Raw genomic sequence first — 22,593 nt, forward strand, 5'->3', positions numbered from 1 at the left:
GCCTGCGATGAGCGTCTGTCTGATCGACGCCTGCACAGTGCAGCGAGATCGGGCCAGGACGCAGCGCGTTGTCACGTGACGTCGAGTCATCGGCTGGATCACGCAGGTTTTTTGGGCAGGCAGCGCCACCGGCGACACGCGGAGATGCTACGGGATGCCATCGTTTGCTGGGTCGCGTTTTCACCGTCGTCGATGCGCGCGCATGTCGTTGCATGATCGGTGCGGTCTGGCTCTTGCGCCGGCACGACGGCAGCCATGGTCGTCTCCATTGGTCCGTTCACGGGCGCGGACCCCACGCAACCTCGAAGGGGCGGATCAAGCCCGAGGGACGGCTGCGCCTCGATCGCCTTCCCGCAACGGCTCCGTCGGCTTTTTTCCCCTGCCGCCAAGCGGCGGCATTCCTCGCGAGACAAAAAAGCCGTCTGCCGCCGTCCTCCGCTGCGCTGCGGGCCTGACGGCTGCGGGCCGATCGCTCCCGGGCCAGGACCGCCATCGAGGCCGCGATGGCGCGGCCCGACAACAGAACGGAGACCACCATGGCTACCATCGGAACCTTCACCGCGTCGGACAACGGCTACACCGGATCGGTCAAGACGCTCACGCTCAACGTCAAGGCGAAGTTCGTCGCGACCGAGAAGGACAACGACAAGGCGCCCGATTTTCGCATCTTCGCTGGTGCCACCGAGTTCGGCGCTGCCTGGAAAAAGACTGCGCAGACGACCAACCGCGAATACCTCTCGGTCAAGCTCGACGATCCGAGCTTCCCGGCGCCGATCTACGCCTCGCTGGTGAAGGGCGAGGGCGACGACAGCCACACGCTGATCTGGTCGCGCCGCAACACCGACTGATCCGGCCGGATCGAAGCGCCCCGCCTCTTCGGAGGCGGGGCGTTTTTCCGCGCGCGTGAAGCCAAGCTAGTAAGAAAAGAATGGATCGTTCTTCTGGTGCGTGCGGCAGGTTTCAAAGCGCGAGGACTTCGTCCATTTCGGCTCCGGCACTTTCTGTTTGTCCGACCTGACGAACACGTCGGCCATCTGGGTGATCACCCGCTTCTCCAACGTGATCTTGATACCGATCTCGTGCTCGGCAGCAGCTTGCGCGCGATCGAACGCATCACGCACAGCAGCTTTGGTTTGAAAGAGACCCCACAAAGTCGTGTTTGTCAGGCGCGACAGTTTCTCGCCGGTTTTATAGACGTAAATGAGACCCTCGGCCTCCGCACACGACGCGAAAGCACGATAGGGCGATGGCGTCGTCGCCTTAAGATCGTAGGTCATCAGGTACTCGACCACGCGGAAAATCCCTTCAATCAATAATCACACCGAAATCGTCATGCACCATAGTCGGACAGTCATGGGTGCGCCAAGGGAAAGCGCAGCGGCGATGGCGGTCTCTCACGCTTTGGAGTGAAAGTCGCTAAGGGCTCCGCCCTCGCGCGGGCAAGGGTAAAGCGCCGAAGCCGGCGCCGGCCGGAGCGGTTTCCCCGGTCTTCCGCGCTGTCGAGGATGTTCATAACGGCATTGTCGTCAGGCGCGTGCAGACGCGCGCAATTGCGCGCCCCTGCGGGCGGGTGATCCCCCTCTGCTCCGGCCGCCCTTGCCCTTGCTACCCCGGTCTCGCCGACGGGCAGGGTTGCAGCGCAGCGCTGCGCTTCAACCCAAGCCCACAGGAGAATGACCCATGACCATGATAACCCTGACCCAGAATGAGCAGCCTGTTTCCAGCGGCTTTCGCGTGGACGTCTCGCGCGGCGAACGCATAGGCCGTGTTTCGTCGGAATGGTTTTCCCGCCCCGATGACGAACGCTATCTCGATCTGACCAATCTCTATGACGCGGTGCGCCGCCGCGCCGACCGCGCGCAGGCCCGCACCGTAGAGAGCCGCGCCGTAAGGGTGGAGGCGAGCCGCGACAATGCGGAGCGTCTTGCGCTCATCGTGCCGGGCCGCGATGAACCCGTCGCGCCGACGCATTGGAGCTTTGGACAATTGTGCAGCCTTGTCGGCGCGCCATCGTCTTACATGCGCCAGCTTCCCGCGCCGTTAGCCGGGATCAATCTGCAACATGGCTTGCTGTCGCATCGCGCCGAACTCGTGAAAACACTGGAGGCCGACGACGGTCGCGTCGAATTGCGCGCCGTGACCGGCCCCGATTATGGTCGCATCTGGGATCACGAGCTTGTCGCCGCCGTGATGAAAATCGCGGGCAACGGGACCGGGGACACGCGATGGAAGGTGCCGGGTGTGCTGGATTGGGCGACCATGACGCACAACCCGTTCGTGGACATCACCAACGACACCACGACGCTCTATGCCAGCGACCGCGACGTGTTCCTGTTTCTGGTGGACGACACCCATCCCATCGAAGCAGGCCGTTTGCCGGACGGATCGCCGGATGTGTATTTCCGGGGGTTCTATTGCTGGAACAGCGAGGTTGGATCGAAGACGCTCGGCATCGCGTCGTTTTATCTGCGCGCCGTGTGCATGAACCGCAATCTGTGGGGCGTCGAGAACTTCGAGGAAATCATCATCCGGCATTCGAAATTCGCCGCGCAGCGTTTCGCCCACGAGGCCGCACCCGCATTGACGAGCTTCGCCAATTCGTCGCCCGCGCCGTTCATCGCCGGGATCAAGGCCGCGCGGGAGCGGATTGTCGCCCGCACCGACGACGACCGTGAGACGTTCCTGCGCAAGCGCGGCTTTTCCAAATCGGAGACGGCCAAGATCATCGACACCGTGTTGAACGAGGAAGGCCGCCCGCCGGAAAGCCTGTTCGATTTCGTGCAGGGTCTTACCGCCCACGCCCGCACCAAAACCCATCAGGACGCGCGCCTCGATCTTGAAGGGAGGGCCAAGAAATTGCTGGAACGCGCTGCTTAAGGCACCGGCTGCGTCGCCGTTTCGCGGCGGCGCAGCCTCTTTTTGGAATCGATATCGCGTCGGCCGATCCGCTGTGGCGGATCGGCCGGGCGCTGTCGCGCCGTTGCGCGCCGGGCCTGCGGCCCGGCGCGCGGATCGACACGACCCACTATGATCACAGCCTTGATGGTCCGACAGCTCAGATGATCCGATCATGGCCACGACCGTGACTGGCACGGTCACCTTTGCTAATTCTTGGCCCGCGACGGCTTCGATGCGCGCCGGAGCAGCGCATCCGGCTCGACACCGAGCACCTCGGCCAATTTACCGACCATGTCGATGGTCGCGGCGTAAACGCCGCGTTCGAGCGAACTGATATAGGTGCGGTCGACGTCCGCTTCATGCGCCAACGCCTCCTGCGACAGCCCCTTGGCGTGCCGGGTCCGGCGCAGGTTGCGGGCGAACACCTCTCGAATCTCCATTCGAAAAGTGTTCGTCTTGTAGGGTATTTCACTACGGAGTATACTCGACAAACCGATCCTGTTTACCTCCTGGAATCCGACGGAATTCGGAGGCAGACGGGACGCGGACCTCTTGACGATTTGCGGTAAAAGCCGGGCGACCTGTTAATGGCCCAAAAACTGTCATCGGTCCGAAGCAAGAGTGCCGTATTTTGCGGTAAGAATGTCGACAGATGACTGGCGCGAGTTTTCGCCATGACGAAAATTACCTTTGACGACCATCCCCCCGACCTGCCGCATGTCACGCCTTACGACGAGCGGCACCTCAAGACCTACCTTCGGCTGCTTGATGCCGATGAGGAGGGGGCCGACTGGCGTGAGGTCGTGCAGGTGATTTTCGGTCTCGACGCGGAACGCGAGCCGGATCGCGCGCGTAGCGTGCATGACAGTCATCTTGCTCGCGCACGATGGATGACCAAGGCCGGATATCGTGACCTGCTCAAACCGCCATTTCAATGAGTTGAGTAGGCGACGTTTTTCAAAGCACCGCGCCTATTCCATCACCTTTCGCTGATCACGGTATTGCAACACGCGTTGCAGCGGCGGCGACTTCTGCGCGTGACGACACTTCCAAATACTCGGCGACGGGGAGGGGCATGCCTTGCTTGAGGCTGAGTAACGCTGGAGTGCTCGCATGCCGGATGATGAAAGTTGGCGGTCGCACGACGCGACCGCTTATCTCGATCGTGTGCAACGTGCGGGTTTCGCCTGGGAGTTCTTGCGGCGCAATCCCGACTACCGTCAAGACTACGAAGACATGAGCCGCGATGCGGCGAGTGGAACCACCATCGCGCTGGAGGCAGCCCTTGCGCTGTCCCAGCGTTGGGGGTTGAGTTTTCCCGTGCGACCCCCGGCAACGCAGCGACCGCTCGCTGGTCTTGTGGGAATTCAATGCGCTCCCGGCTGCGGTGATGCTGACGACGGCGCCGGTCGGGACCGCGTCCACAATCACGCTCGATCGGATTCCATCGTCACTCACCATAGAACGCGAAGACGGCCGCCACATCTTGTGGCGGGAGGCGAGCGACGAGCAGAGGATCTGGATTCTTCCCGATACGAACCCATCCGCTCCGATCGCCGCCGTTATCCCATTCGATATGCACGTGGCGCAGCGCGTCGAAGCCGTCCTTCACCTTTGGCATGGTCTGACGGATGCTGCGGTGCGCCCGGTTGCCTCGCCCCTGACGGAACAGCAGCGCCGCCGCATGATCTTGATGCTGAGGGCGCTTGACGGTCATCAGCAACAGGTAACCTACCGCGACCTCGCCGCCACGCTGCTTGATCCGGATGTGCGGACCCAGAGCCGGCGCGACTGGCTGACCTCATCGTATCGGTCGCAGATCATCCGGCTGGTCAAAGACGCCGTCGGTCGGATGCGGGGCGGCTACCGCGACTTGCTCATCGGCCAATAACCGCTGCATTGGCCATCCATCCTACAACGCTGGGCGACAACGCCCGGCGAACGCAGCGCTGCGTTTGCGCGTCCTTCGCAGCGACGAGGGGGATGGACAGAAACGACAGTCGCATCTTCGGCATCCTTGTCTACGCCTGAAATTCGCAATCGTGCGCCCGACGCGCCGTCGATCCCCGATGGCAGCCGAACCACACCGGGCGCATTCATGGCTGACAACCCTGCCAATTCGCAGCAACGCTATTTGCGCACCACCGAGGCGGCGCGGTTCCTCGGCCTGTCGGGTCGCACGCTGGAAAAGCACCGCACCTACGGCACCGGGCCGAGCTATCGCAAGCTCGGCGGCCGTGTCGTTTATGCTCTCGAAGACCTGCAGGCTTGGGCCGACATCGGTCTGCGCCAGTCCACGTCCGATCAGGGCAAGGGCGTCGTCCATGCCGCCAAACCCGTGAGCGGCCTAGGTCCGCTGGTCGGCGGCCGGTCCCCGGTGAGGCGATCATAGCCATGATCGTGCGCCGACCAGCCTCCGCAGAAACCGCGCGCGGCGAGTCACCGGGTTTACTGCATGGCACGCCCGCGCCGTGCGATCCGAGGACCACGCATCTCGCAATCGACACGCTGACGCATGTCGAATTGACCTGGCAAGCAAAACGCGTCGAGCACCGCATCCGGTTTGGTCATCCCGTCGCCACCGCGCGGCTCGATCGTCATCGCCGCCGCGTGTCATTCGCACCTGGTGCTATTTTCGCCGTCATGCGCTGGGCGGCCAATGACTTCGGCACCGTGCAGTCGCAGATCGACATCCTCCGCGCGGTCCAGACGGAAGAGTCTTTCACGACGGTGCCGCTGGTGCAACCGGGTGGCTTCATTCTGCTCACGATCTCCGGTTGGCCGAAAGTCGCGCGGGTCTTGCAGGCGATCGACGGTGTCGAGGCGCTCGGCATCGACCCCGCCGACGCTGCGCCCGAACATTGGCATCACATCCACAACCGCCTCAGCGTTGGCGATACGCCGCGCACTTACACGATGACGCGCCATAAGGCATGGCTCAAACGGCGGCGAGTTGCGCCATGACACCTCGCGCTGGCTATACCCTCGCTACGTCACTCGCGGTCGCAAGTCTGCTCGCGACCCTCGGCGCGAACTCACCGCCGCATTATATCTGGAATCTCACGCCGAGCGTACCGCTCGGCCTTTACGCGGTGCAGTCGCCAGACCGTCTCTATGTCACCATGCTGGTCGTGGTGACGCCACCGGAAGCGCTGGCGACGACGTTGGCGGAGGGCGGCTATCTGCCGCGCGGTGTGCCGCTCCTCAAACGCATCTTCGCCCTTTCCGGGCAGACCGTCTGTCGTTTCGGCGTGCACATCAACGTTGACGGCATTGCAGCCGCGCCGGCGCGCGAGCGCGATCTGCGCGGCCATCCGCTGCCGGTCTGGCAAGGCTGCCGACTGATCGCCGATGACGAAATCTTCCTCATGAATTGGGACGAGCCCGACAGCCTCGACGGCCGCTATTTCGGTCCATTGCCGCGCAGCGCGGTCACCGCGCGCGCGATGCCGGTTTGGACCGACGAAGAAGGCGACGGCCGCTTCATCTGGCGCGCCCCGACGCAATGACACTTCGCTTTACCCACCCAGCAACGGAGACCATCATGGCACAGATCGGCACCTTCACCCGCACCGTCGATGGATACACCGGGACCATCCGGACCCTTACGCTCAAACGCGATGTCATCATCATCGTGCCGGCGATTGCCAGCGAAACCGACAACGCGCCGAATTACCGCGTGCTTGCCGACGACGTCGAAATCGGAGCAGGGTGGAAGCGCACCGGAGACAAGGCTGGCGATTATCTCTCGCTGCTGATCGACGATCCATCATTCGGCCAACCGATCCGCGCCAACCTGTTCCAGGTGGTGAGCGGCGGTGACACATTCCATCTGATCTGGACCCGTCCATCACGTCGCGCGCCGCGCGAGTGAAACGGTGGCGCCGCTCGCGAAGCCGCTGCGCGTTGCCGTGATCGTCACCGCATCGCTTGCGGTCGTCATTCCCTTCAGGGCCCGCTGCGAGACCGCGTCGGCGCGTGTCGCCGACGCGGTCGAGCCGTGGTCGCAATTCGTCAGCGAAGCAGCCGAGCGCTTCGCGATTCCCGCGGCATGGATACGCGCCGTGATGCGGATCGAGAGCCACGGCAACGTCAAAGTCGTCTCGCCAAAGGGCGCGGTCGGGTTAATGCAGATCATGCCCGCCACTTACGCCGAACTGCGCGAGCGCTATGCGCTCGGTGCTGATCCCTACGATCCGCACGACAACATCGTCGCCGGTGCTGCCTACCTCCGTGAAATGCACGACCGCTTCGGCGCGGGCGGATTCCTGGCCGCTTATAATGTCGGCCCGGCCCGCTACGAAGACCACCTTGCGACAGGCCGTCCGTTGCCCGACGAGACCCGTAACTACGTCGCATCGCTGGCGCCGCTGCTGCCCGACGCACAATCTGGCGACAACGCGATCGTAGCCGGCGAGTTGCACACCTGGCGCGGAGCGTCGTTATTCGTCTCGCGGCCTCAGCGCAAATCCTCGGACACGCGGTTGTCGCTCACGCCGCAGTTATCCCCCGTTGGACATGACCGCGGTGCTGTCGATCTGTCGGCGCTCACGCCGCTTCCCGGCGGCTTGTTCGTCAAACAAGTGCCTGCACCCACCAAGCCATAATCCCATCCCGTCATTTTCGTGCTTTCTCGCGCAATCGCATAAGTCAGGCTGGAGTTGCTGAGAACGCCAGCAGACGAGCGGAGGACGGCAAGATTAAAGCAAACGGTGCCCTTCGGTGCCCGTTTGCAAAAAAGCGTTGTCTGCACATTGGTTAGCACGAGGTAGAGCATGCGGGCGAGATCGTAGCGATGTGTGCTTCAGCAATTTGATGAATGATCTCAACGCTCGGAGCGGTACCGCTCCATATTTGCTGTTTCGCGACCACCTCTTCGCGACGCCGTCGCAACGATAGGGGCGGCGATCGCTGCGCCGCCGATCTCCTGTATTTGCGCGCGCCGTTACGACGGTCGCTTAAACAGTCTTGCGCCTTGCTGTCGTGTCCGCATTCTTGCTCGCATGAGCGACGAAGCCTCCGACTTCCGTATCCGCACTGGCCGTATCGGTAATCGCGGTACCCGCGCCGGCGGACGCCCACGCTCCTTCATCGATCAGGTGCTGAAAGCATCTGCCAAGGCGAACGGCGCCGCACTGACACCGGCGCAATTCTCAAACCGCAGGCGCCGCGGTCCCGGCGCGGTGTGGCCTCGGAAAGGGAAGTGTTCTCGCATCGGCCGCGGGCAGGCCGCAGCTGACCGGCTGAAGCGTGCTGCCGAGGGGAAGGGGCTTGGCACGCGCCTGCGGCGCGTGATCGTGAAGGCGCGCATCGTCAAGCTCAACGTTGGGAGCAAACGTGCGGACGCGCATCTGCGCTATCTCCAGCGCGACGGCACCACACGTGATGGTGCGCGCGGAACGCTTTACGGGCCGGGCACCGACACCGCGGATGGCCGGGAGTTCCTCGACTGTGGCCGCGACGACCGCCACCAGTTCCGCTTCATCGTTGCGCCCGAGGATAGTGACCGTCTGCAGGATCTGCGCGGCTTCACCCGCGACGTGCTGCGCCAGATGGAGGAAGACCTCGGCACCAAGCTCGACTGGGTCGCGATCGACCATTTCAACACCGGCCATCCGCACAGCCATGTGGTGATCCGCGGCAAGGACGACCTCGGCAAGGACTTGATCATTGCCCAAGACTACATCACCGATGGCCTGCGCATCCGCGCCCAGGAGCGGGTCACCCTCTCGCTTGGCCCGGAGACCGATCTTGAATTGCGTGGAAAGCTAGAGGCCGAGATGACGGCTGAACGCTTCACCCGGCTTGACCGTATCCTGGTCGAGGAGGTGCCGTCACGCCGGCTCGATCTGCGGCCGGACGCAGGCCAGCTCCGCGCCGATCTCGACCAGACGTTGTTCATCGGCCGGCTGGGGAATCTGGAGCGGTACGGGCTGGCGACCGAGAGCGAGCCAGGAGTGTGGTCGTTCTCCGAGAGACTGGAGCCGACGCTGCGCGAACTGGGTGAGCGTGGCGACATCATCAAGGCGATCAATCGCTCGCTTGCGGAGCGTGGCGAGCAGCGCGCGCTCGGCAGCTATGTTCTGCATAGCGCGACCACGCCGGAGCCCATCGTCGGCCAGGTCATCGGCAAGCGGCTCGACGATGAACTCGGCGAGCGCATCGGTCTTGTCATCGACGGCGTCGATGGCCGTGTCCATCATATGGCGCTGGCCGAGGCCTCCAGCAGCGAGGCTCCAGCCATGGGGAGCATCGTCCAGATAAGCGGGACATCCGCCGGCCCGCGCGCCTCCGATCGCAACATCGCGGAGGTGGCCGGCGGCAGCGGCGTGTATCTGCCGAGCGTCCATCGCGCGCTCGCCGAGAGCGGCGCGGTTCGCATCGCCGGTGGTGACTCCGATAGCTATGTTCGCAGTCATGTCCGGCGGCTGGAAGCACTGCGCCGCGCCGGTATCGTCGAACGCATCGACGCCGACCATTGGCGTATCCCTCAAGACTTCGTGTCTCGTGCTGCCGATTATGATGCGCGACGTGGGGCGCAGACCTCGGTGCGCATCCTTGCCACCCTCGATCTGGAACAGCAGATCGCCAGCGCAGGTGCGACCTGGCTCGACCGCGAACTGGCCTCACGCCAGCGCACACCCCTGACCGAAACGGGATTCGGCCAGCAAGTCCGGCAAGCGATGGAGCAACGGAAGGGCGCGTTGGTCGAACAGGGTCATGCCTGGCGCGCGCCGGACGGCGGCATCCGCGCGCCGCGCGATCTCGTCGCCCGTCTCGAACAACAGGAGATATCTCGCGTCGGACCGCAAATGGCGGCCGCCCGTGGCCGCACCTTCCAACAGGCCGGCGTTGACGAACGTGTGAGCGGAACGTTGGTCGGCGCCACCAATCTTGCCAGCGGGCGCTTTGCCATGATCGAAAACGGTGATGGCGGCCTTGGTTTCAGCCTAGTGCCGTGGCAGTCCGTTTTGGATCAACGCATCGGCCAGCACATCACCGGCATCGTTCGTGATGGCGGCAGCATTGACTGGAGCTTTGGACGGAAGCGATCCCTCGGACTGTGATTGCCGAATATGGCGTCGCATCGAAGGAAAGCCGCATGGCGCCATTCAGGCGGCCTCGTGACCCGGCCTTTAGGATGCCGACACCGCCACGCGGTCCGCCGTTCCTAGCGTCGGAGTAGGGTCGTATTGAATTCGGTTATTGTTGGCCGTCCTGAAAGCGGCCCAATTCCTTTAGGTTACCGAACGGCGACTGTGCGAGAAAGGGCATCGATGCGATCGCTGTTTTCCTTGGCCGCTCTTATGAACCGAGCTTACGGTTGTTGAAAGCGGTAGAGAAAATAGCAGATCCTGCTGACGCCAGGAAATCATTGCAACTGCTGAACTGGCCTCTCTGAAAGCGGCTTGCGTTTCCCAGCCATCCTCAATCTCAAAGTAGCCGACCGTCAGTCTTTGCACGCTGTGTTCGCCGATATTGCGATCAGCGACCAAAGCGGCTTGTTTCGAACCAGGTAGATCGCTTCTCTGACGGCAATAGCCTGCCATTAGGGGTGACGTCGTGCCCGCAACCAAGATTCTTTGGGGTCAGATACTCGTTGTCGGCATAATCGTACTCACAACGACATGGAGTGCGACGCAGTGGACCGCTTGGCGTCTCGCCTATCAGATGCAGCTCGGCGCGCCCTGGACCCATATCGGCAGCTTGCCGCTGTACCCGCCGCCGGCGTTCTTTTGGTGGTGGTTCTCTTATGATGCCTACGCACCCGGTACCTTCGTCGAAGGTGCGTTGATCGCTGCTTCGGGAGGCTTCGTCTCAGTCGCGGTCGCCATTGCCATGTCGGTGTGGCGTGCCCGTGAGGCGCAGGAAGCGAAGACCTATGGTTCGGCCCGCTGGGCCACAACCAAAGAGATAGGCACCGCGGGCCTGTTGAGTCCCGATGGCGTTGTGCTCGGCAAGATCGATCGTCAATATCTGCGTCACGACGGACCGGAGCACGTGCTGTGTTTCGCGCCGACACGTAGCGGGAAGGGTGTCGGTCTGGTTGTCCCGACTTTGTTGACATGGTCTGGCAGTTGCATTGTCCACGATATCAAGGGGGAGAATTGGCAATTAACCGCCGGATGGCGCGCCAGCTTTGGCCGCGTGCTGTTGTTCGATCCCACCAATCCGGCTTCGTCTGCCTACAATCCGCTGCTCGAGGTGCGCCGCGGCGATAGCGAGGTACGCGATGTGCAGAACATCGCCGACATCCTGGTGGATCCAGAAGGGGCGCTTGAGCGGCGCAACCATTGGGAAAAGACCAGCCACGCTCTGCTGGTCGGAGCCATTCTCCATGTTCTGTATGCGGAGGCGGATAAGACGCTCGCCGGCGTCGCCAACTTTCTGTCGGACCCCAAGCGAACCATCGAAGCGACGCTTCGTGCCATGATGACGACGTTGCATCTGGCCGATCGTTCGCATCCCGTGGTCGCATCGGCGGCGCGAGAGCTCCTTAATAAGAGTGAGAATGAACGATCCGGTGTGCTCTCGACCGCGATGTCATTCCTCGGCCTCTATCGCGACCCGGTGGTTGCAAAGGTGACGGCGCGATGCGACTGGCGCATTGGAGACCTCGTCGAGGGAGCGACGCCGGCGACACTCTATCTGGTGGTCCCACCATCGGATATTTCGCGAACCAAGCCGCTCATTCGTCTTGTTCTCAACCAGATCGGCCGGCGTCTCACAGAAGATCTCCAAGCTAAGGCAAAACGCCGGCGACTGTTGCTCATGCTCGATGAATTTCCGGCGCTCGGACGGCTGGATTTCTTCGAGTCGGCATTGGCCTTCATGGCAGGCTACGGCCTCAAGAGCTTTCTGATTGCGCAATCACTCAACCAGATTGAGAAGGCCTACGGCCAGAATAATTCAATTCTCGACAATTGCCATGTTCGTGTCGCGTTCGCAACCAATGATGAGCGGACCGCCAAACGGGTCTCGGATGCACTGGGTGTCGCGACTGAACTCCGCGCCATGAAAAATTATGCCGGTCATCGCCTGTCGCCATGGCTCGGCCACCTGATGGTGTCGCGTCAGGAGACAGCGCGTCCGCTTCTGACCGCCGGTGAGGTGATGCAATTGCCGCCCTCCGACGAAGTCGTGCTGGTTTCAGGGACGTCGCCGATCCGTGCGAAGAAGGTCCGCTATTTCGAGGATCGCCGTCTCACCGATCGTGTTCGGCCGCCCCCTTGTGTGGGGGCAAGCACGCGAGCACAAGAGAATGGGGATGACTGGATGGCGCTGCCAATTCCCCCATCTGTACCACAGGAGGAGAGGTTGCAACGCGCCAACGATAATGCCAACGGCGGAATCCGTCGTGAGCCCGCGTTATCAAAACACGAAGCGATTGTGCCGGAAGGGATGGACCCAACGCCAACGGTTGCCATTGTCGACGATCAATCGAGCGAGGCTGGCATTCGGTCTGCCACCATCCGTCACAGGATGCGCAGCGTTGCACGGCAGGTCGCTATGGACCCGGACGATGGGATCACGCTGTGAGGCGATGGCGATGAAAGTCCGAACGAGTATGCATTTGTCGCCGGAAGCCTTGCGACTATTGATCGATCATTCGGATCGCAAGGGTATCTCCCGGTCGTCCATCGCCGATGCGGCGATCACGAGTTTCCTGTCCCCGGACGGCGCCGATCGGGCCGAAGCTGCGTTGTCGCGCCGGCTTGACCGTCTGTCGCGGCAGGTGCAGCGCCTGGAGCGTGACACTGCGATTGGAACCGAGACGCTGGGACTCTTCATCCGTCTCTGGTTGACGGCGACGCCGTCCTTGCCCGCCGATGTGAATGGCGGCGCAGACGCGAAGGGACGCGAGCGGTTCCAGACGTTCGTCGAGGCACTGGCGGAGCGTCTCAACAAGGGACAGACGCTGCTGCGGGAGATACCCGATGACGTCAAGTTCGATCGAAGTTAGTGGAGGACACTGAAGAGGAAAAGCCAGTCTAGCCAGCCTGTCTCAAATTTGACATGGCCGGTGGGGCAGAGTTCTCCGCCGACCATTCGGCGGAGCGTTGCCTTGGACGACGACATCCAGACTTCATCAGTTTCCCGCCGAGAAATCGCCACGCCGGAGGCTTTGACCTTATACCGATCCAAGTACTAGTCTTGGTAGGGGTATGTCATGAGCGGCTTGCGGGATCGCGTCAGGGCGCGAAAAAGGAGCTAAGCCGCGCCGACAGTTCGGTGGAAGGAGCCAGGTTCTGCTCATGCACCCAATCCGGGGACAGAGTGCGCAACACGTCGTCCCGTACCTGTGTGCGTTCTTCCGGCTCTAAGCTAACATTCCAATCGGACCACTCCATGGGGGCCAGTCAAACACGGTTGGGAATGCTTTCAAGATATATCGACAGCAGTCGAACTGTATCGACGTTCGGCAGAGGAGGGAGATTTCGCGGGCAGTATCGTTATGGCCAGTTGCTGATCGACCGCGGTTTACTCGATGAGGCCGTTCCATTGCTTGCGGTAGACAACACGCCAATTCAAATGTGCAGTGATATCGCGGTCGCGTTGCTGGAGCACCCCGAACCCCGGCTTCGGGAGTTAGACGCCCGCGCACAAGCGGACCTTCGGTACAAAATGACCGTTCCATAGGCATATCGCGCAAGATGTCGGCACAGGATATGGAGAACGCAGGCATTCCACGTAGTGCAACCCACACAATGTGAATGGCGATTTGTCGCAGTACGACACAATGAGCATGCGGTACACATTTTGTGTCCGGAGAATCAAATTGGCGATCAACTATCGACCAGCGTCCAGCTTGAATATAGGAAGTTTGCGCTCTTTCGGGGCGGTTTTTCTGTTGGTTGTTTATCTGGTCGGCGGCGCCTTACATGGGGCGTGCGGAATGGCGTTTCTCGGAGCAGACCCCGGCGTTTCGTGCCAGACATCGGATAAATCGCATAACTCCGAATCCGCAGTGCTAAGTCATCACTGCCACAGTTGTTTTGCCGGCGTCATACCAGTTCCCTGCGCAAGTGCGATTGGCGAGACCATGGGATACGGGCTGAAGTGGACAGCCATTTCAATCGACGGGCTTTCGCCGACCCTCAATACTCCACCCCCAAAGTCGCTCGCCTGAACGTGTTTCGCCGAACGCTGATGCGTTCCTGAAATCGTTTCGAGCTGACTGTCACTTTCCGATAACGATCGCGCTGGCGTCGGTTGAGCAATCAACTTCGCGCCACCGCGAGAGCGTACCGCTTGCGGCTGCGTGGAAAGGCGCAGGGAGCTCTCTCGTCCGAGAGGCAACCCATGAGCGACAAGTCCATTATCGGTCTTTCGCGGTTGGTAACATTGCGTCAGCAGGTCGATACGGTGGCCCGCAACATCGCTAACCAGTCCACCACAGGCTACAAGAGCGAAGGTCTGCGCTTCCGGGAGTATCTGACGGAAGCGAAGGAAGAAGACGTCCGATCGTCACCGTTGCGGTCGCTCGTCGCCGCCACGGTGTTCACGGATTTCTCAGCTGGGCCGCTTCAGGCGACCGGCAATTCCACCGACGTTGCGATGATCGGAGACGGGTTCTTCGTCGTCGCGGTGCCTGGTGGTGAGAGATATACGCGGAATGGTGCCTTCACGCTCGACGCGAAAGGCCAACTGGTCACGCTCAGCGGTCAACCGGTGATGACTTCGACCGGCTCAATCAGGGTCTCGCAGCAGGACGGGCCGGTCACGATCGGTCCCGACGGTTCAATCTCTACCGGCAAGGGATCCATCGGGCGTTTACGCATTGTCCGGTTTGCGGACCAGCGGCAGCTCTCCGCGGAGAGTGGCGGACTGTTTTCTGCTGCAGCTTCGCCGACGGACGTCGCGGCAACCGAAGTGCGGCTCGCCTCTGGAGTACTTGAGGGATCCAACGTCAGGACCGTGCATGAGATGAGCAAGCTGGTGGCGGCAACGCGCGCTTACGATCAGGTCGCTAACGCCATCCTCCGCGAGAGTGACCCAAACGAACTCAAGCGGCTGGCTGGTGAGGAATGAAATGATAGATAGAACAGACAAACCTGCCGACCACGCGAGGACGGAAGCATCCCCGCGTTCAGACCGAGGGCATTCCGTGAAGAGAGCGGGGCGCGCACTCAACGTTCCGTCGAGATCTCGTCGCAAGGATACATCTGAAGGTGACGACGTCACTCATCGCTTGGTTTGGCATATATCGGCGATTAGCGTTTATACAATGCGGATCGCGGAGCTTCTAGGAAAACGGATTGGTGTCAGCGGTCCGCAGTGGATGATCTTGATGGCGATCGAAGAACTGAGTGATGGGAGCGGATTGTCCGTCAAAGCCGTGGCGGCACTTCTTCACGTCGACTCATCTTTTGTTTCGGTTCAGTCGAAGATGCTGGAACAACGCGATCTCATTCAACGGAGTCGTTGTATGGAGGATCGAAGAATTATGCTTCTTTCGCTGACGGATAAAGCGATCAGACGTCTGAAGCCTCTCATTCCGACCCGCGCGCGGCTTCAAGAATCCATTCGCGGCGACCTCGATGGTCCCGCACTTCTGCAACTGTCAAACATACTTTCAGCGCTACGAGACCGGATGCGCAAGGAAACGGCGTTAGTTGCTACTGGTGAATGATAATGCAGCTTGGGATTGAGTGTAGTCAGCGCCAAATCAATTCAACCTCGGCAGGAAGTTGGGAACTTTCTGCCGAAAAACACTCGTGGAAAACGCGAGGCGAGGGCGGGATCGCCACCTGTTCGTTCGTGGCAAACATGCGGCAAGAGTGTAATATTGTTGCGGGTCGACATGCATTCGTCATGCATGCTATGTAAACCCATACAGGAACTGGATTTCTGATTTGTCACCTCGTCTGATCATCAACCGGACTTCCTACCTGCGTACCCCGCGCAGGATTGCGGTCGTGTTGCTGATGCTGACGTACGTGTTTGGCTGCTTGCAGCACGGTCTGACGGACGTCAGCCCATTCAGTTCGCCGGCGAACGCGGTAGTGGCTTCATCGGTGGATACAAACGACGGTCACTCTGATGAGGGGACCGCGGCGGGGCACCACTGTCATGGGTGCTTCCCGGTATCGATATCCGCGCCACCCGAGATGTCGGCCACGGTTGAGCCTCGGATCTCCTCCTTGGCATATCCGCAGGTCTGCCGTCGGGATCGCGTCCCGGAACTTGATACTCCGCCCCCCAAATTCCTGACCTGAATGCATTCGCCAGGCGCGTGAGCGCCTTTTCTCGGCCGCTCTTCAGGTTCCTATTTTCATGTCGATCAGAAGTGTCGCCACGCGAATTGCGTGTGCGTCGGCACTGCTTGTCAGCCCTTGGCTCACAGGTGTGTCGTACTCCCAGACATTGTCGCTCCAGACGGCGCTACAACGCGCTCTGGCTGCAAATCCCCGCCTGACGGCGGCCGAACGCGATGTGGGCATTGCATCCGGCCAACGGATACAGGCCGGTGCGTTGATCAATCCGGAAGTGTCCTATGAACAGGACAACTCCCTTGGCTCCGGTGCATACCGCGGCACTCGCTCTGCCGAAAGCACGTTGCAGATCAGTCAATTGTTTGAACTGTTCGGCAAGCGGGAGGCACGCATGGCCGTTGGTCAGGCGGGTGTTGATACAGCCGAAATTCAGCGCAAGGCCATTCGCCTGGAGGTGCTTTCGGAAACGGCCGTTGCCTACCTCAGCGTGCTTGGAGCGCAGCGCAGGATTCAGATTCTCGACGAGCAGGTCGCTCAGATCGACAGGATAACTCCTCTCCTGCAGCGCCGGGTTGAGGCTGGTGCATCCTCGCAGGCAGAAACGGGTCGAGCAGAGGTCGCATCCTCTTTGGTCAAGGCCGATCGCGAACGTGTGAGATCACTCCTTGCAAGCGCACGACGCGAACTGGCTGTGTTGATGGGTGATACAGCTCCGAAGTTCTCGGCCGTCTCTGGGCGGCTTGATGCGACGGGACGCCCACCATCGTTCGGCGCCGTCGTCGCGGCGATCGACGCCAATCCCCAACTGGTGCGATGGACCGCGGTTTATGCGCAGCGTAATGCCGAGCTCCTGCAGGCGCGGCTGCGACCATACCCGGACCTGCGTGTGGGCGCAGGATGGCGGCATTACAACGAGACTGCAGACAACGCTGTACGGTTGAGCATCTCGGCTGCAATTCCTGTGTTCGATCAGAACCAGGGTAACATTCTCTCGGCTCAGGAGAGCCTGGCGAAGACTCGCGCCGAGCGCGAGGCGAACCGCAACGCGCTAATCGTGATCGCAGGACGAGCTTACGACTCTCTTCAGGGCGCATTACGCGAACTCGCCATTCTGCGTGAAACGGCGATTCCGAAGTCGCGTCAGGCATCAGATGCGATCCTCGAAGGTTATGGGCAGGGGCGTTTTTCCCTTCTTGAAGTCCTCGATGCGCAGGCTTCCGTCGCGCAAGCGCGCCTGCGTGAGCAGGAAGCGCAACAGAATTTCCACATCGCCGTCGCCACCATCGAAGGTTTGGTCGGCAATCCATTTGCACTGGCGCGGGAGAGCGCAAGATGAAGATTTCCAGAACCATGCTCATTATTGGCGCGCTAATCGCTGTCGGAGCTGGCGTTTATGCTTTCGCTCCGTCCAAATCTGCGGCGCCGGCCACGAAAGAAGCGGCCGCTGGAAAAGAGGAAGGACACGGCGCTGAAGGTGTCGAAATGAGCGACGCGAAGGTCGCTGCCGCAGGCATCGAAGTCGTTGCAGCTTCCAAAGGTACATTGCGCGACGCTCTTCAGTTGAATGGCATCCTGCAACCCAATCAAGAAGCCCTCGTGCAAGTCACGCCCCGCTTTCCGGGCGTGGTACGTGAAATTAAGAAGCGGATCGGAGACCAGGTCGAGAAAGGCGAACTGCTCGCCAAGATCGAAAGCAACCAGAGCCTGACCGTCTACGAAATGCGGGCGCCGATCGCCGGCACGGTGATTGACCGGCAGATTTCGCTCGGCGAGTACGCGTCGGAGCAGAAACCTGCCTTCACGGTTGCCGACATCTCGACCGTCTGGGTGGATCTGTCGGTCTATCGACGTGATCTTCCAAGGGTAAAGCTCGGCGACACGGTCCTTATTGACATCGGAGACGGCGGAAAGCCGATCGAAGCCAAGCTTTCCTACATCTCGCCCATCGGCAGTAGCGACACGCAGAGCGCGCTCGCACGGGCGGTCGTATCGAACGACGACCTTCGGCTGAGAGCCGGCCTGTTCGTTTCCGCCCAGTTGATCTTGACCGCCAAGGAGGTCCCCGTCGTCGTGAAGTCCGAAGCGTTACAGACCGTTGAGAATCGCAATGTCGTCTTCGTGAGAAACGGAAACAAGTTCGAAGTGCGGGACGTGGAACTGGGCTCCCGAGATCCAGAGCAGGTCGAAGTCGTCTTCGGTCTTCTGGAAGGCGACAAGTACGCCGCGAAGAACAGCTTCGTTGTCAAAGCCGAGCTGGCGAAAGGCTCCGCATCTCATGAGCATTGATAATCCCACGCGCTCATCCATGCGCCGTGACGACCATCATACACGCTACGCGTCAGCTTCGTGGTTCGGCGTCACGTTCCCCAATCTGCACTTTGGAGACGTCCGATGATCGACGCCATCCTTTTGTTCTCGGTACGCCAGCGATGGCTGGTGATGATCGGCGTGCTGCTGATGGCCGGGCTTGGCGTGTGGAATTTTATGCGTCTGCCAATCGATGCCGTTCCGGACATCACGAACGTCCAGGTCCAGATTAACACGAACGCGCCGGGATACTCACCGCTCGAAGTCGAGCAGCGGATCACCTTTCCGATCGAGACCGCCATGGGCGGACTTCCGAACTTGGTGAACACGCGGTCGTTATCACGCTACGGACTCAGTCAGGTCACGGTCGTCTTCAAGGACGGAACTGACATCTATTTCGCGAGGCAACTCGTCAACGAGCGGGTTCAGCGGGTGAAGGATGTCCTTCCGACCGGCATCGAGACCGCTATGGGCCCCGTGTCGACCGGCCTTGGGGAAATCTATCTGTTCACGGTGGAAGCCAAGGCCGGAGCGAAGAAAACGGACGGACAAGCTTACAGTCCGACCGATCTGCGCACGATTCAGGACTGGATCATCAAGCCGCAACTTCGGAATGTCTCGGGCGTCATCGAGGTCAACACGATTGGCGGCTTCGAGAAGCAATTCCACGTGCTTCCGAATCCCGCGCAGTTGATGGCTTACAAGCTTAGTTTTCGCGAAGTCATGGCCGCGCTCGCGGCCAACAACGCCAACGTCGGCGCGGGGTATATCGAGCGCAACGGCGAACAGTATCTCGTCCGCACGCCGGGTCAGGTCGCGAACATCGATGAGATCAAGCAAATTGTTATCGGATCCCGCAATGGAGTGCCGGTTCGCATCTCCGATGTCGCCGACGTGAGGGAGGGCAAAGATCTACGGACTGGTGCGGCCACGCTCGACGGAAATGAGATCGTATTGGGTACCGCGATGCTCCTGATCGGCGAGAACAGTCGATCCGTTGCGCAGCGCGTTGCCGCCAAGCTCGATCAAATCGGTAACTCCCTTCCGGACGGTGTCGTGGCCCGCGCGATCTATGACCGGACACATCTGGTCGATGCAACGATCGCAACCGTCGAAAAGAACCTCGTCGAAGGCGCGTTGCTGGTCATCGTGATCCTGTTCCTTATTCTCGGAAACTTTAAGGCCGCGATCGCAACTGCCTTCGTAATCCCACTTTCGATGTTGTTCACGATCACTGGGATGTTCCAGAACAAGGTCAGCGCCAATCTTATGAGTCTTGGCGCTATCGATTTCGGCATCATCATCGACGGGGCCGTGATCATCGTGGAGAACTGCTTGCGGCTGCTGGCTCATGAACAGCAACGGAAAGGGCGTATCCTCACACGGGAAGAGCGTTTCGACACGATCCTTGCCGGATCTCGCGAAGTCATCCGGCCGAGCCTCTTTGGCACGTTGATCATCGCGGTGGTCTATCTGCCGGTCCTGACCCTAACGGGCGTCGAAGGCAAGATGTTTACGCCGATGGCGCTGACAGTGCTTCTCGCGCTCCTCGGAGCCAGCATTTTGTCGATGACGTTCGTTCCTGCCGCCGTCGCGCTGATGGTGACCGGGCGAGTATCGGAGAAAGAGAACTGGTTCATGCGCGGTGCGCGACACGTTTACGTGCCGCTTCTTGAGAAATCGATCACGTATCGCAAATCTGTCGCCGTCTTTGCCGCGGTTCTGGTTGTTGTAAGCGGCTTTGCCGCGTCGCGGATGGGCGGCGAATTCATTCCGAGTTTGGACGAGGGAGATATCGCGGTCCAGGCCTTGCGTGTTCCGGGGACCAGCCTGACGCAATCATTGGAGATGCAGAAACTGCTCGAGAAGCGGCTTTTGAAGATCCCGGAGGTCAAAGAGACCTTCGCCCGAACCGGCACCGCGGAGGTCGCGACCGACCCGATGCCGCCATCGATCTCCGACGGCTACGTTATGCTGAAGCCGCGGGACCAGTGGCCGGATCCAAAGAAGCCCAAATCCGAAGTCGTCAAGGAGGTCGAGAAAGCCGCCGAGGAGATCGCGGGAAGCAGCTACGAAATCTCGCAGCCCATTCAGCTTCGCTTCAACGAATTGATTTCGGGGGTGCGAAGCGACGTCGGCGTCAAGATATTCGGGGACGATCTGGACGTGCTGGCGCAGGTCGCTGGGCAGGTTCAGTCCGTTCTCCAGACTGTGCAGGGCGCTGCCGACGTAAAGACCGAGCAGGTCTCGGGTCTTCCGGTTCTGACCGTCAAGCTCGATCGTCAGGCGCTTGCCCGATACGGAATCAGCGTCGCCGACGTCCAGAATCTTGTCGAGATCGCGGTCGGAGGCAAAACCGCAGGTCTCGTCTTTGAGGGCGATCGTCGCTTCGATCTGGTTGTGCGTCTTCCAGAAAATCTCCGGTCGAATGTGGAGGCGATCAAGGCGCTTCCGATTCCGTTGCCGCCGCTCGAGAACCAAGCGAAGGCGATGCCGGCGCTATGGGGTAACTCGCCGCTAGCCCAGATACGATATGCCCCGCTCTCTGAGCTTGCTGTAATCGACCTTGCACCGGGCCCCAACCAAATTAGCCGTGAGGATGGAAAGCGCCGCATCGTCGTCTCAGCAAACGTGCGTGGACGGGACCTCGGATCGTTCGTCGCCGATGCGCAGCGCCAGATCGCGGAAAAGGTCAAACTTCCCGCAGGCTACTGGATCGGCTGGGGCGGACAGTTCGAACAACTCGTCTCTGCGACCCAGCGGCTAACGATTGTCGTTCCCATCGCGCTGATGCTGATCTTCATACTGCTGTTCGTCAGCCTCGGGTCTGCACCGGATGCATTGCTCGTTTTCAGTGGCGTCCCTCTCGCGCTGACCGGAGGGATATTCGCACTGATCTTACGCGACATTCCGCTCTCGATCAGTGCGGGCATCGGTTTCATCGCGCTGTCGGGTGTCGCTGTGCTCAATGGTCTGGTGATCATCACGTTCATCGAGCGGTTGCGCCATGAAGGCAAGAAGATCGTCGAGGCGGTCGAGGAGGGCGCGCTTACGCGGTTGAGGCCAGTGTTGATGACCGCATTGGTCGCTTCGTTGGGATTCGTCCCGATGGCAATCGCGACCGGGGCCGGCGCAGAGGTTCAGCGACCGCTGGCGACCGTTGTTATCGGCGGCATCATTTCTTCGACTCTTCTTACCCTTCTGGTTCTTCCCGCACTCTACGTCCTGTTTAGGCGCGAAACCCCGGTGTCTGACGACGCCATAACTCAACACTGAAAAGGAGACACCTCATGAGAGCTATTCTGATTCTGACTGCGATGTTGTTGTCGGCGGTTCCCGCGGCGGCTCAACATGCTCACGGCTCGAAAGGCCCAAACGGGGGGATGATGGAGGATGTAGCGGGCGTGCATGCCGAGCTCATCACTTCCGGAAACACCATCACGTTCAACATCGTCGATGAGGCCAGCAAGCCGGTTACCACGAACGGTTTTACGGGTTCGGCCCTCGTTGCAAGCGGTGCCGAGAAGGAAACGATCACTCTATCGCCCGCGGGAGATAGCGCATTGAAGGGAGAAGCCAAGAAGGCGATCCCCGCCAATGCGTCCGTGACGCTGATGTTGAAGACGAAAGCGGGAAAATCGGGCCAGGCAAAGTTTGCGAAATAGACCAGTGCGAGCAGCAACGGACAATTCCATGACGATAAAGTCGAGCTTGCGGCATACCGGCTTTACTGATGCGTCAGAATCCGCGAGGCGTTTATCTCGCCGGCGCGTCCGTCATCTGTCAATCCAGATGACCGTTGGGATGCTGCTTCTGGCGGTCGCTGGTTCGTGGTCCGGAGCCGAGGCGCAGTCGACCAAAGGCAAGGTCGTCGGCCTGGGCGCAGCCACGTGCCAGCGGTTCAAAGATGACGTGAAGTCCAACGCCATACTCCGTCGCGATTACATGGCTTGGGCGCAAGGCTTTATGAGTGGAATGCTGGCGAGCCAGCCGGGCGGGGCTGACCAACAGATCAATCTCAACCCGGTCACGTACGACCTCGTCAGTCAGTTGCATTTTCTCGAGGATCACTGCTCTCAGAATTCGGCGCTCCGCTTTTCCGACGCCGTCGCGGCGCTCTTCCAACGGCTACTCAAGGAAAGCAAGACATGACTGGCCAAAACACCGGAAT

Annotated in this window: 21 protein-coding genes and 1 pseudogene; 20 read left to right on the forward strand and 2 right to left on the reverse strand. The window is 60.7% G+C overall.

Annotation, left to right across the window (positions count from 1 at the left end):
• The first annotated feature begins 536 nt into the window (after positions 1–536).
• Complete coding sequence (locus tag LVY71_RS10635; RefSeq protein WP_235099756.1) at positions 537–848, forward strand: DUF736 domain-containing protein; 312 nt, start codon at positions 537–539, stop codon at positions 846–848.
• Positions 849–914: 66 nt separating this feature from the next.
• On the opposite strand, the gene LVY71_RS10640 is transcribed toward LVY71_RS10635, so the two are convergent.
• Positions 915–1,277 carry a hypothetical protein gene (locus tag LVY71_RS10640; RefSeq protein WP_235099757.1) on the reverse strand — a complete coding sequence of 121 codons (363 nt, stop codon included), beginning with the start codon at positions 1,275–1,277 and terminating at the stop codon, positions 915–917.
• A 409-nt stretch (positions 1,278–1,686) separates the two neighbouring features.
• Here LVY71_RS10640 and LVY71_RS10645 point away from each other — a divergent pair, with 409 nt between their 5' ends.
• On the forward strand, positions 1,687–2,877 hold the full coding sequence (locus LVY71_RS10645) for a DUF932 domain-containing protein (RefSeq protein ID WP_235100084.1): 1,191 nt from the start codon (positions 1,687–1,689) through the stop codon (positions 2,875–2,877).
• 227 nt (positions 2,878–3,104) lie between these two features.
• Here LVY71_RS10645 and LVY71_RS10650 read toward each other — a convergent pair whose 3' ends face one another.
• Positions 3,105–3,338 (reverse strand): helix-turn-helix domain-containing protein, encoded by a 234-nt coding sequence (locus LVY71_RS10650; protein ID WP_235099758.1) that lies wholly within the window; start codon positions 3,336–3,338, stop codon positions 3,105–3,107.
• A 234-nt stretch (positions 3,339–3,572) separates the two neighbouring features.
• Here LVY71_RS10650 and LVY71_RS10655 point away from each other — a divergent pair, with 234 nt between their 5' ends.
• The 18 genes and pseudogenes from LVY71_RS10655 to LVY71_RS10735 all read left to right on the forward strand — a co-directional run bounded on the left by LVY71_RS10655 (position 3,573) and on the right by LVY71_RS10735 (position 22,574).
• Positions 3,573–3,836 (forward strand): DNA -binding domain-containing protein, encoded by a 264-nt coding sequence (locus LVY71_RS10655; protein WP_235099759.1) that lies wholly within the window; start codon positions 3,573–3,575, stop codon positions 3,834–3,836.
• 175 nt (positions 3,837–4,011) lie between these two features.
• A pseudogene (locus LVY71_RS23045) lies at positions 4,012–4,206 on the forward strand (transcriptional regulator domain-containing protein); the annotation flags it as partial.
• Between the two features lie 82 nt (positions 4,207–4,288).
• Entirely contained in the window at positions 4,289–4,789 is a 501-nt protein-coding gene (locus tag LVY71_RS10660; RefSeq protein WP_235099760.1) for a DUF2285 domain-containing protein, read from the forward strand.
• A gap of 207 nt (positions 4,790–4,996) precedes the next feature.
• A complete protein-coding gene (locus tag LVY71_RS10665) occupies positions 4,997–5,290 on the forward strand; it encodes a helix-turn-helix transcriptional regulator (RefSeq protein WP_235099761.1) in 294 nt (97 codons plus the stop codon).
• Between the two features lie 107 nt (positions 5,291–5,397).
• Positions 5,398–5,862, forward strand: a complete 465-nt coding sequence (locus LVY71_RS10670) for a DUF2840 domain-containing protein (RefSeq protein WP_235100085.1) — start codon at positions 5,398–5,400, stop codon at positions 5,860–5,862.
• A complete protein-coding gene (locus LVY71_RS10675) occupies positions 5,859–6,407 on the forward strand; it encodes a S26 family signal peptidase (protein ID WP_235099762.1) in 549 nt (182 codons plus the stop codon). Before LVY71_RS10670 ends, LVY71_RS10675 begins: the two co-directional genes overlap by 4 nt.
• A gap of 35 nt (positions 6,408–6,442) precedes the next feature.
• Complete coding sequence (locus tag LVY71_RS10680) at positions 6,443–6,772, forward strand: DUF736 domain-containing protein (RefSeq protein ID WP_235099763.1); 330 nt, start codon at positions 6,443–6,445, stop codon at positions 6,770–6,772.
• Positions 6,773–6,776: 4 nt separating this feature from the next.
• Entirely contained in the window at positions 6,777–7,505 is a 729-nt protein-coding gene (locus tag LVY71_RS10685; protein WP_235099764.1) for a lytic transglycosylase domain-containing protein, read from the forward strand.
• A 684-nt stretch (positions 7,506–8,189) separates the two neighbouring features.
• A complete protein-coding gene (locus LVY71_RS10690) occupies positions 8,190–9,965 on the forward strand; it encodes a DUF3363 domain-containing protein (protein WP_235099765.1) in 1,776 nt (591 codons plus the stop codon).
• A 496-nt stretch (positions 9,966–10,461) separates the two neighbouring features.
• A complete protein-coding gene (locus tag LVY71_RS10695) occupies positions 10,462–12,438 on the forward strand; it encodes a conjugal transfer protein TraG (RefSeq protein WP_235099766.1) in 1,977 nt (658 codons plus the stop codon).
• Positions 12,439–12,448: 10 nt separating this feature from the next.
• Complete coding sequence (locus LVY71_RS10700) at positions 12,449–12,862, forward strand: hypothetical protein (RefSeq protein ID WP_006021161.1); 414 nt, start codon at positions 12,449–12,451, stop codon at positions 12,860–12,862.
• A gap of 1,340 nt (positions 12,863–14,202) precedes the next feature.
• On the forward strand, positions 14,203–14,931 hold the full coding sequence (gene flgF / locus LVY71_RS10705; protein WP_024920113.1) for a flagellar basal-body rod protein FlgF: 729 nt from the start codon (positions 14,203–14,205) through the stop codon (positions 14,929–14,931).
• A 196-nt stretch (positions 14,932–15,127) separates the two neighbouring features.
• Positions 15,128–15,532 (forward strand): MarR family winged helix-turn-helix transcriptional regulator, encoded by a 405-nt coding sequence (locus LVY71_RS10710; RefSeq protein WP_051472501.1) that lies wholly within the window; start codon positions 15,128–15,130, stop codon positions 15,530–15,532.
• 644 nt (positions 15,533–16,176) lie between these two features.
• Positions 16,177–17,451: a divalent metal ion exporter subunit IhpA gene (gene ihpA, locus LVY71_RS10715; RefSeq protein WP_024920111.1), complete on the forward strand. Its 1,275-nt coding sequence runs from the start codon at positions 16,177–16,179 to the stop codon at positions 17,449–17,451.
• Complete coding sequence (gene ihpB, locus LVY71_RS10720; protein WP_024920110.1) at positions 17,448–18,401, forward strand: divalent metal ion exporter adaptor subunit IhpB; 954 nt, start codon at positions 17,448–17,450, stop codon at positions 18,399–18,401. Before ihpA ends, ihpB begins: the two co-directional genes overlap by 4 nt.
• Positions 18,402–18,506: 105 nt before the next feature.
• Complete coding sequence (locus LVY71_RS10725) at positions 18,507–21,698, forward strand: efflux RND transporter permease subunit (protein WP_235099767.1); 3,192 nt, start codon at positions 18,507–18,509, stop codon at positions 21,696–21,698.
• Positions 21,699–21,712: 14 nt separating this feature from the next.
• Positions 21,713–22,087: a hypothetical protein gene (locus LVY71_RS10730; RefSeq protein ID WP_024920108.1), complete on the forward strand. Its 375-nt coding sequence runs from the start codon at positions 21,713–21,715 to the stop codon at positions 22,085–22,087.
• Between the two features lie 28 nt (positions 22,088–22,115).
• The gene (locus LVY71_RS10735; protein ID WP_235099768.1) at positions 22,116–22,574 is read left to right on the forward strand and encodes a hypothetical protein; all 459 of its coding nucleotides are present in this window, start codon (positions 22,116–22,118) and stop codon (positions 22,572–22,574) included.
• Positions 22,575–22,593 lie beyond the last annotated feature (19 nt).

The organism is Bradyrhizobium sp. G127, from assembly GCF_021502575.1.
Lineage (GTDB): Bacteria > Pseudomonadota > Alphaproteobacteria > Rhizobiales > Xanthobacteraceae > Afipia.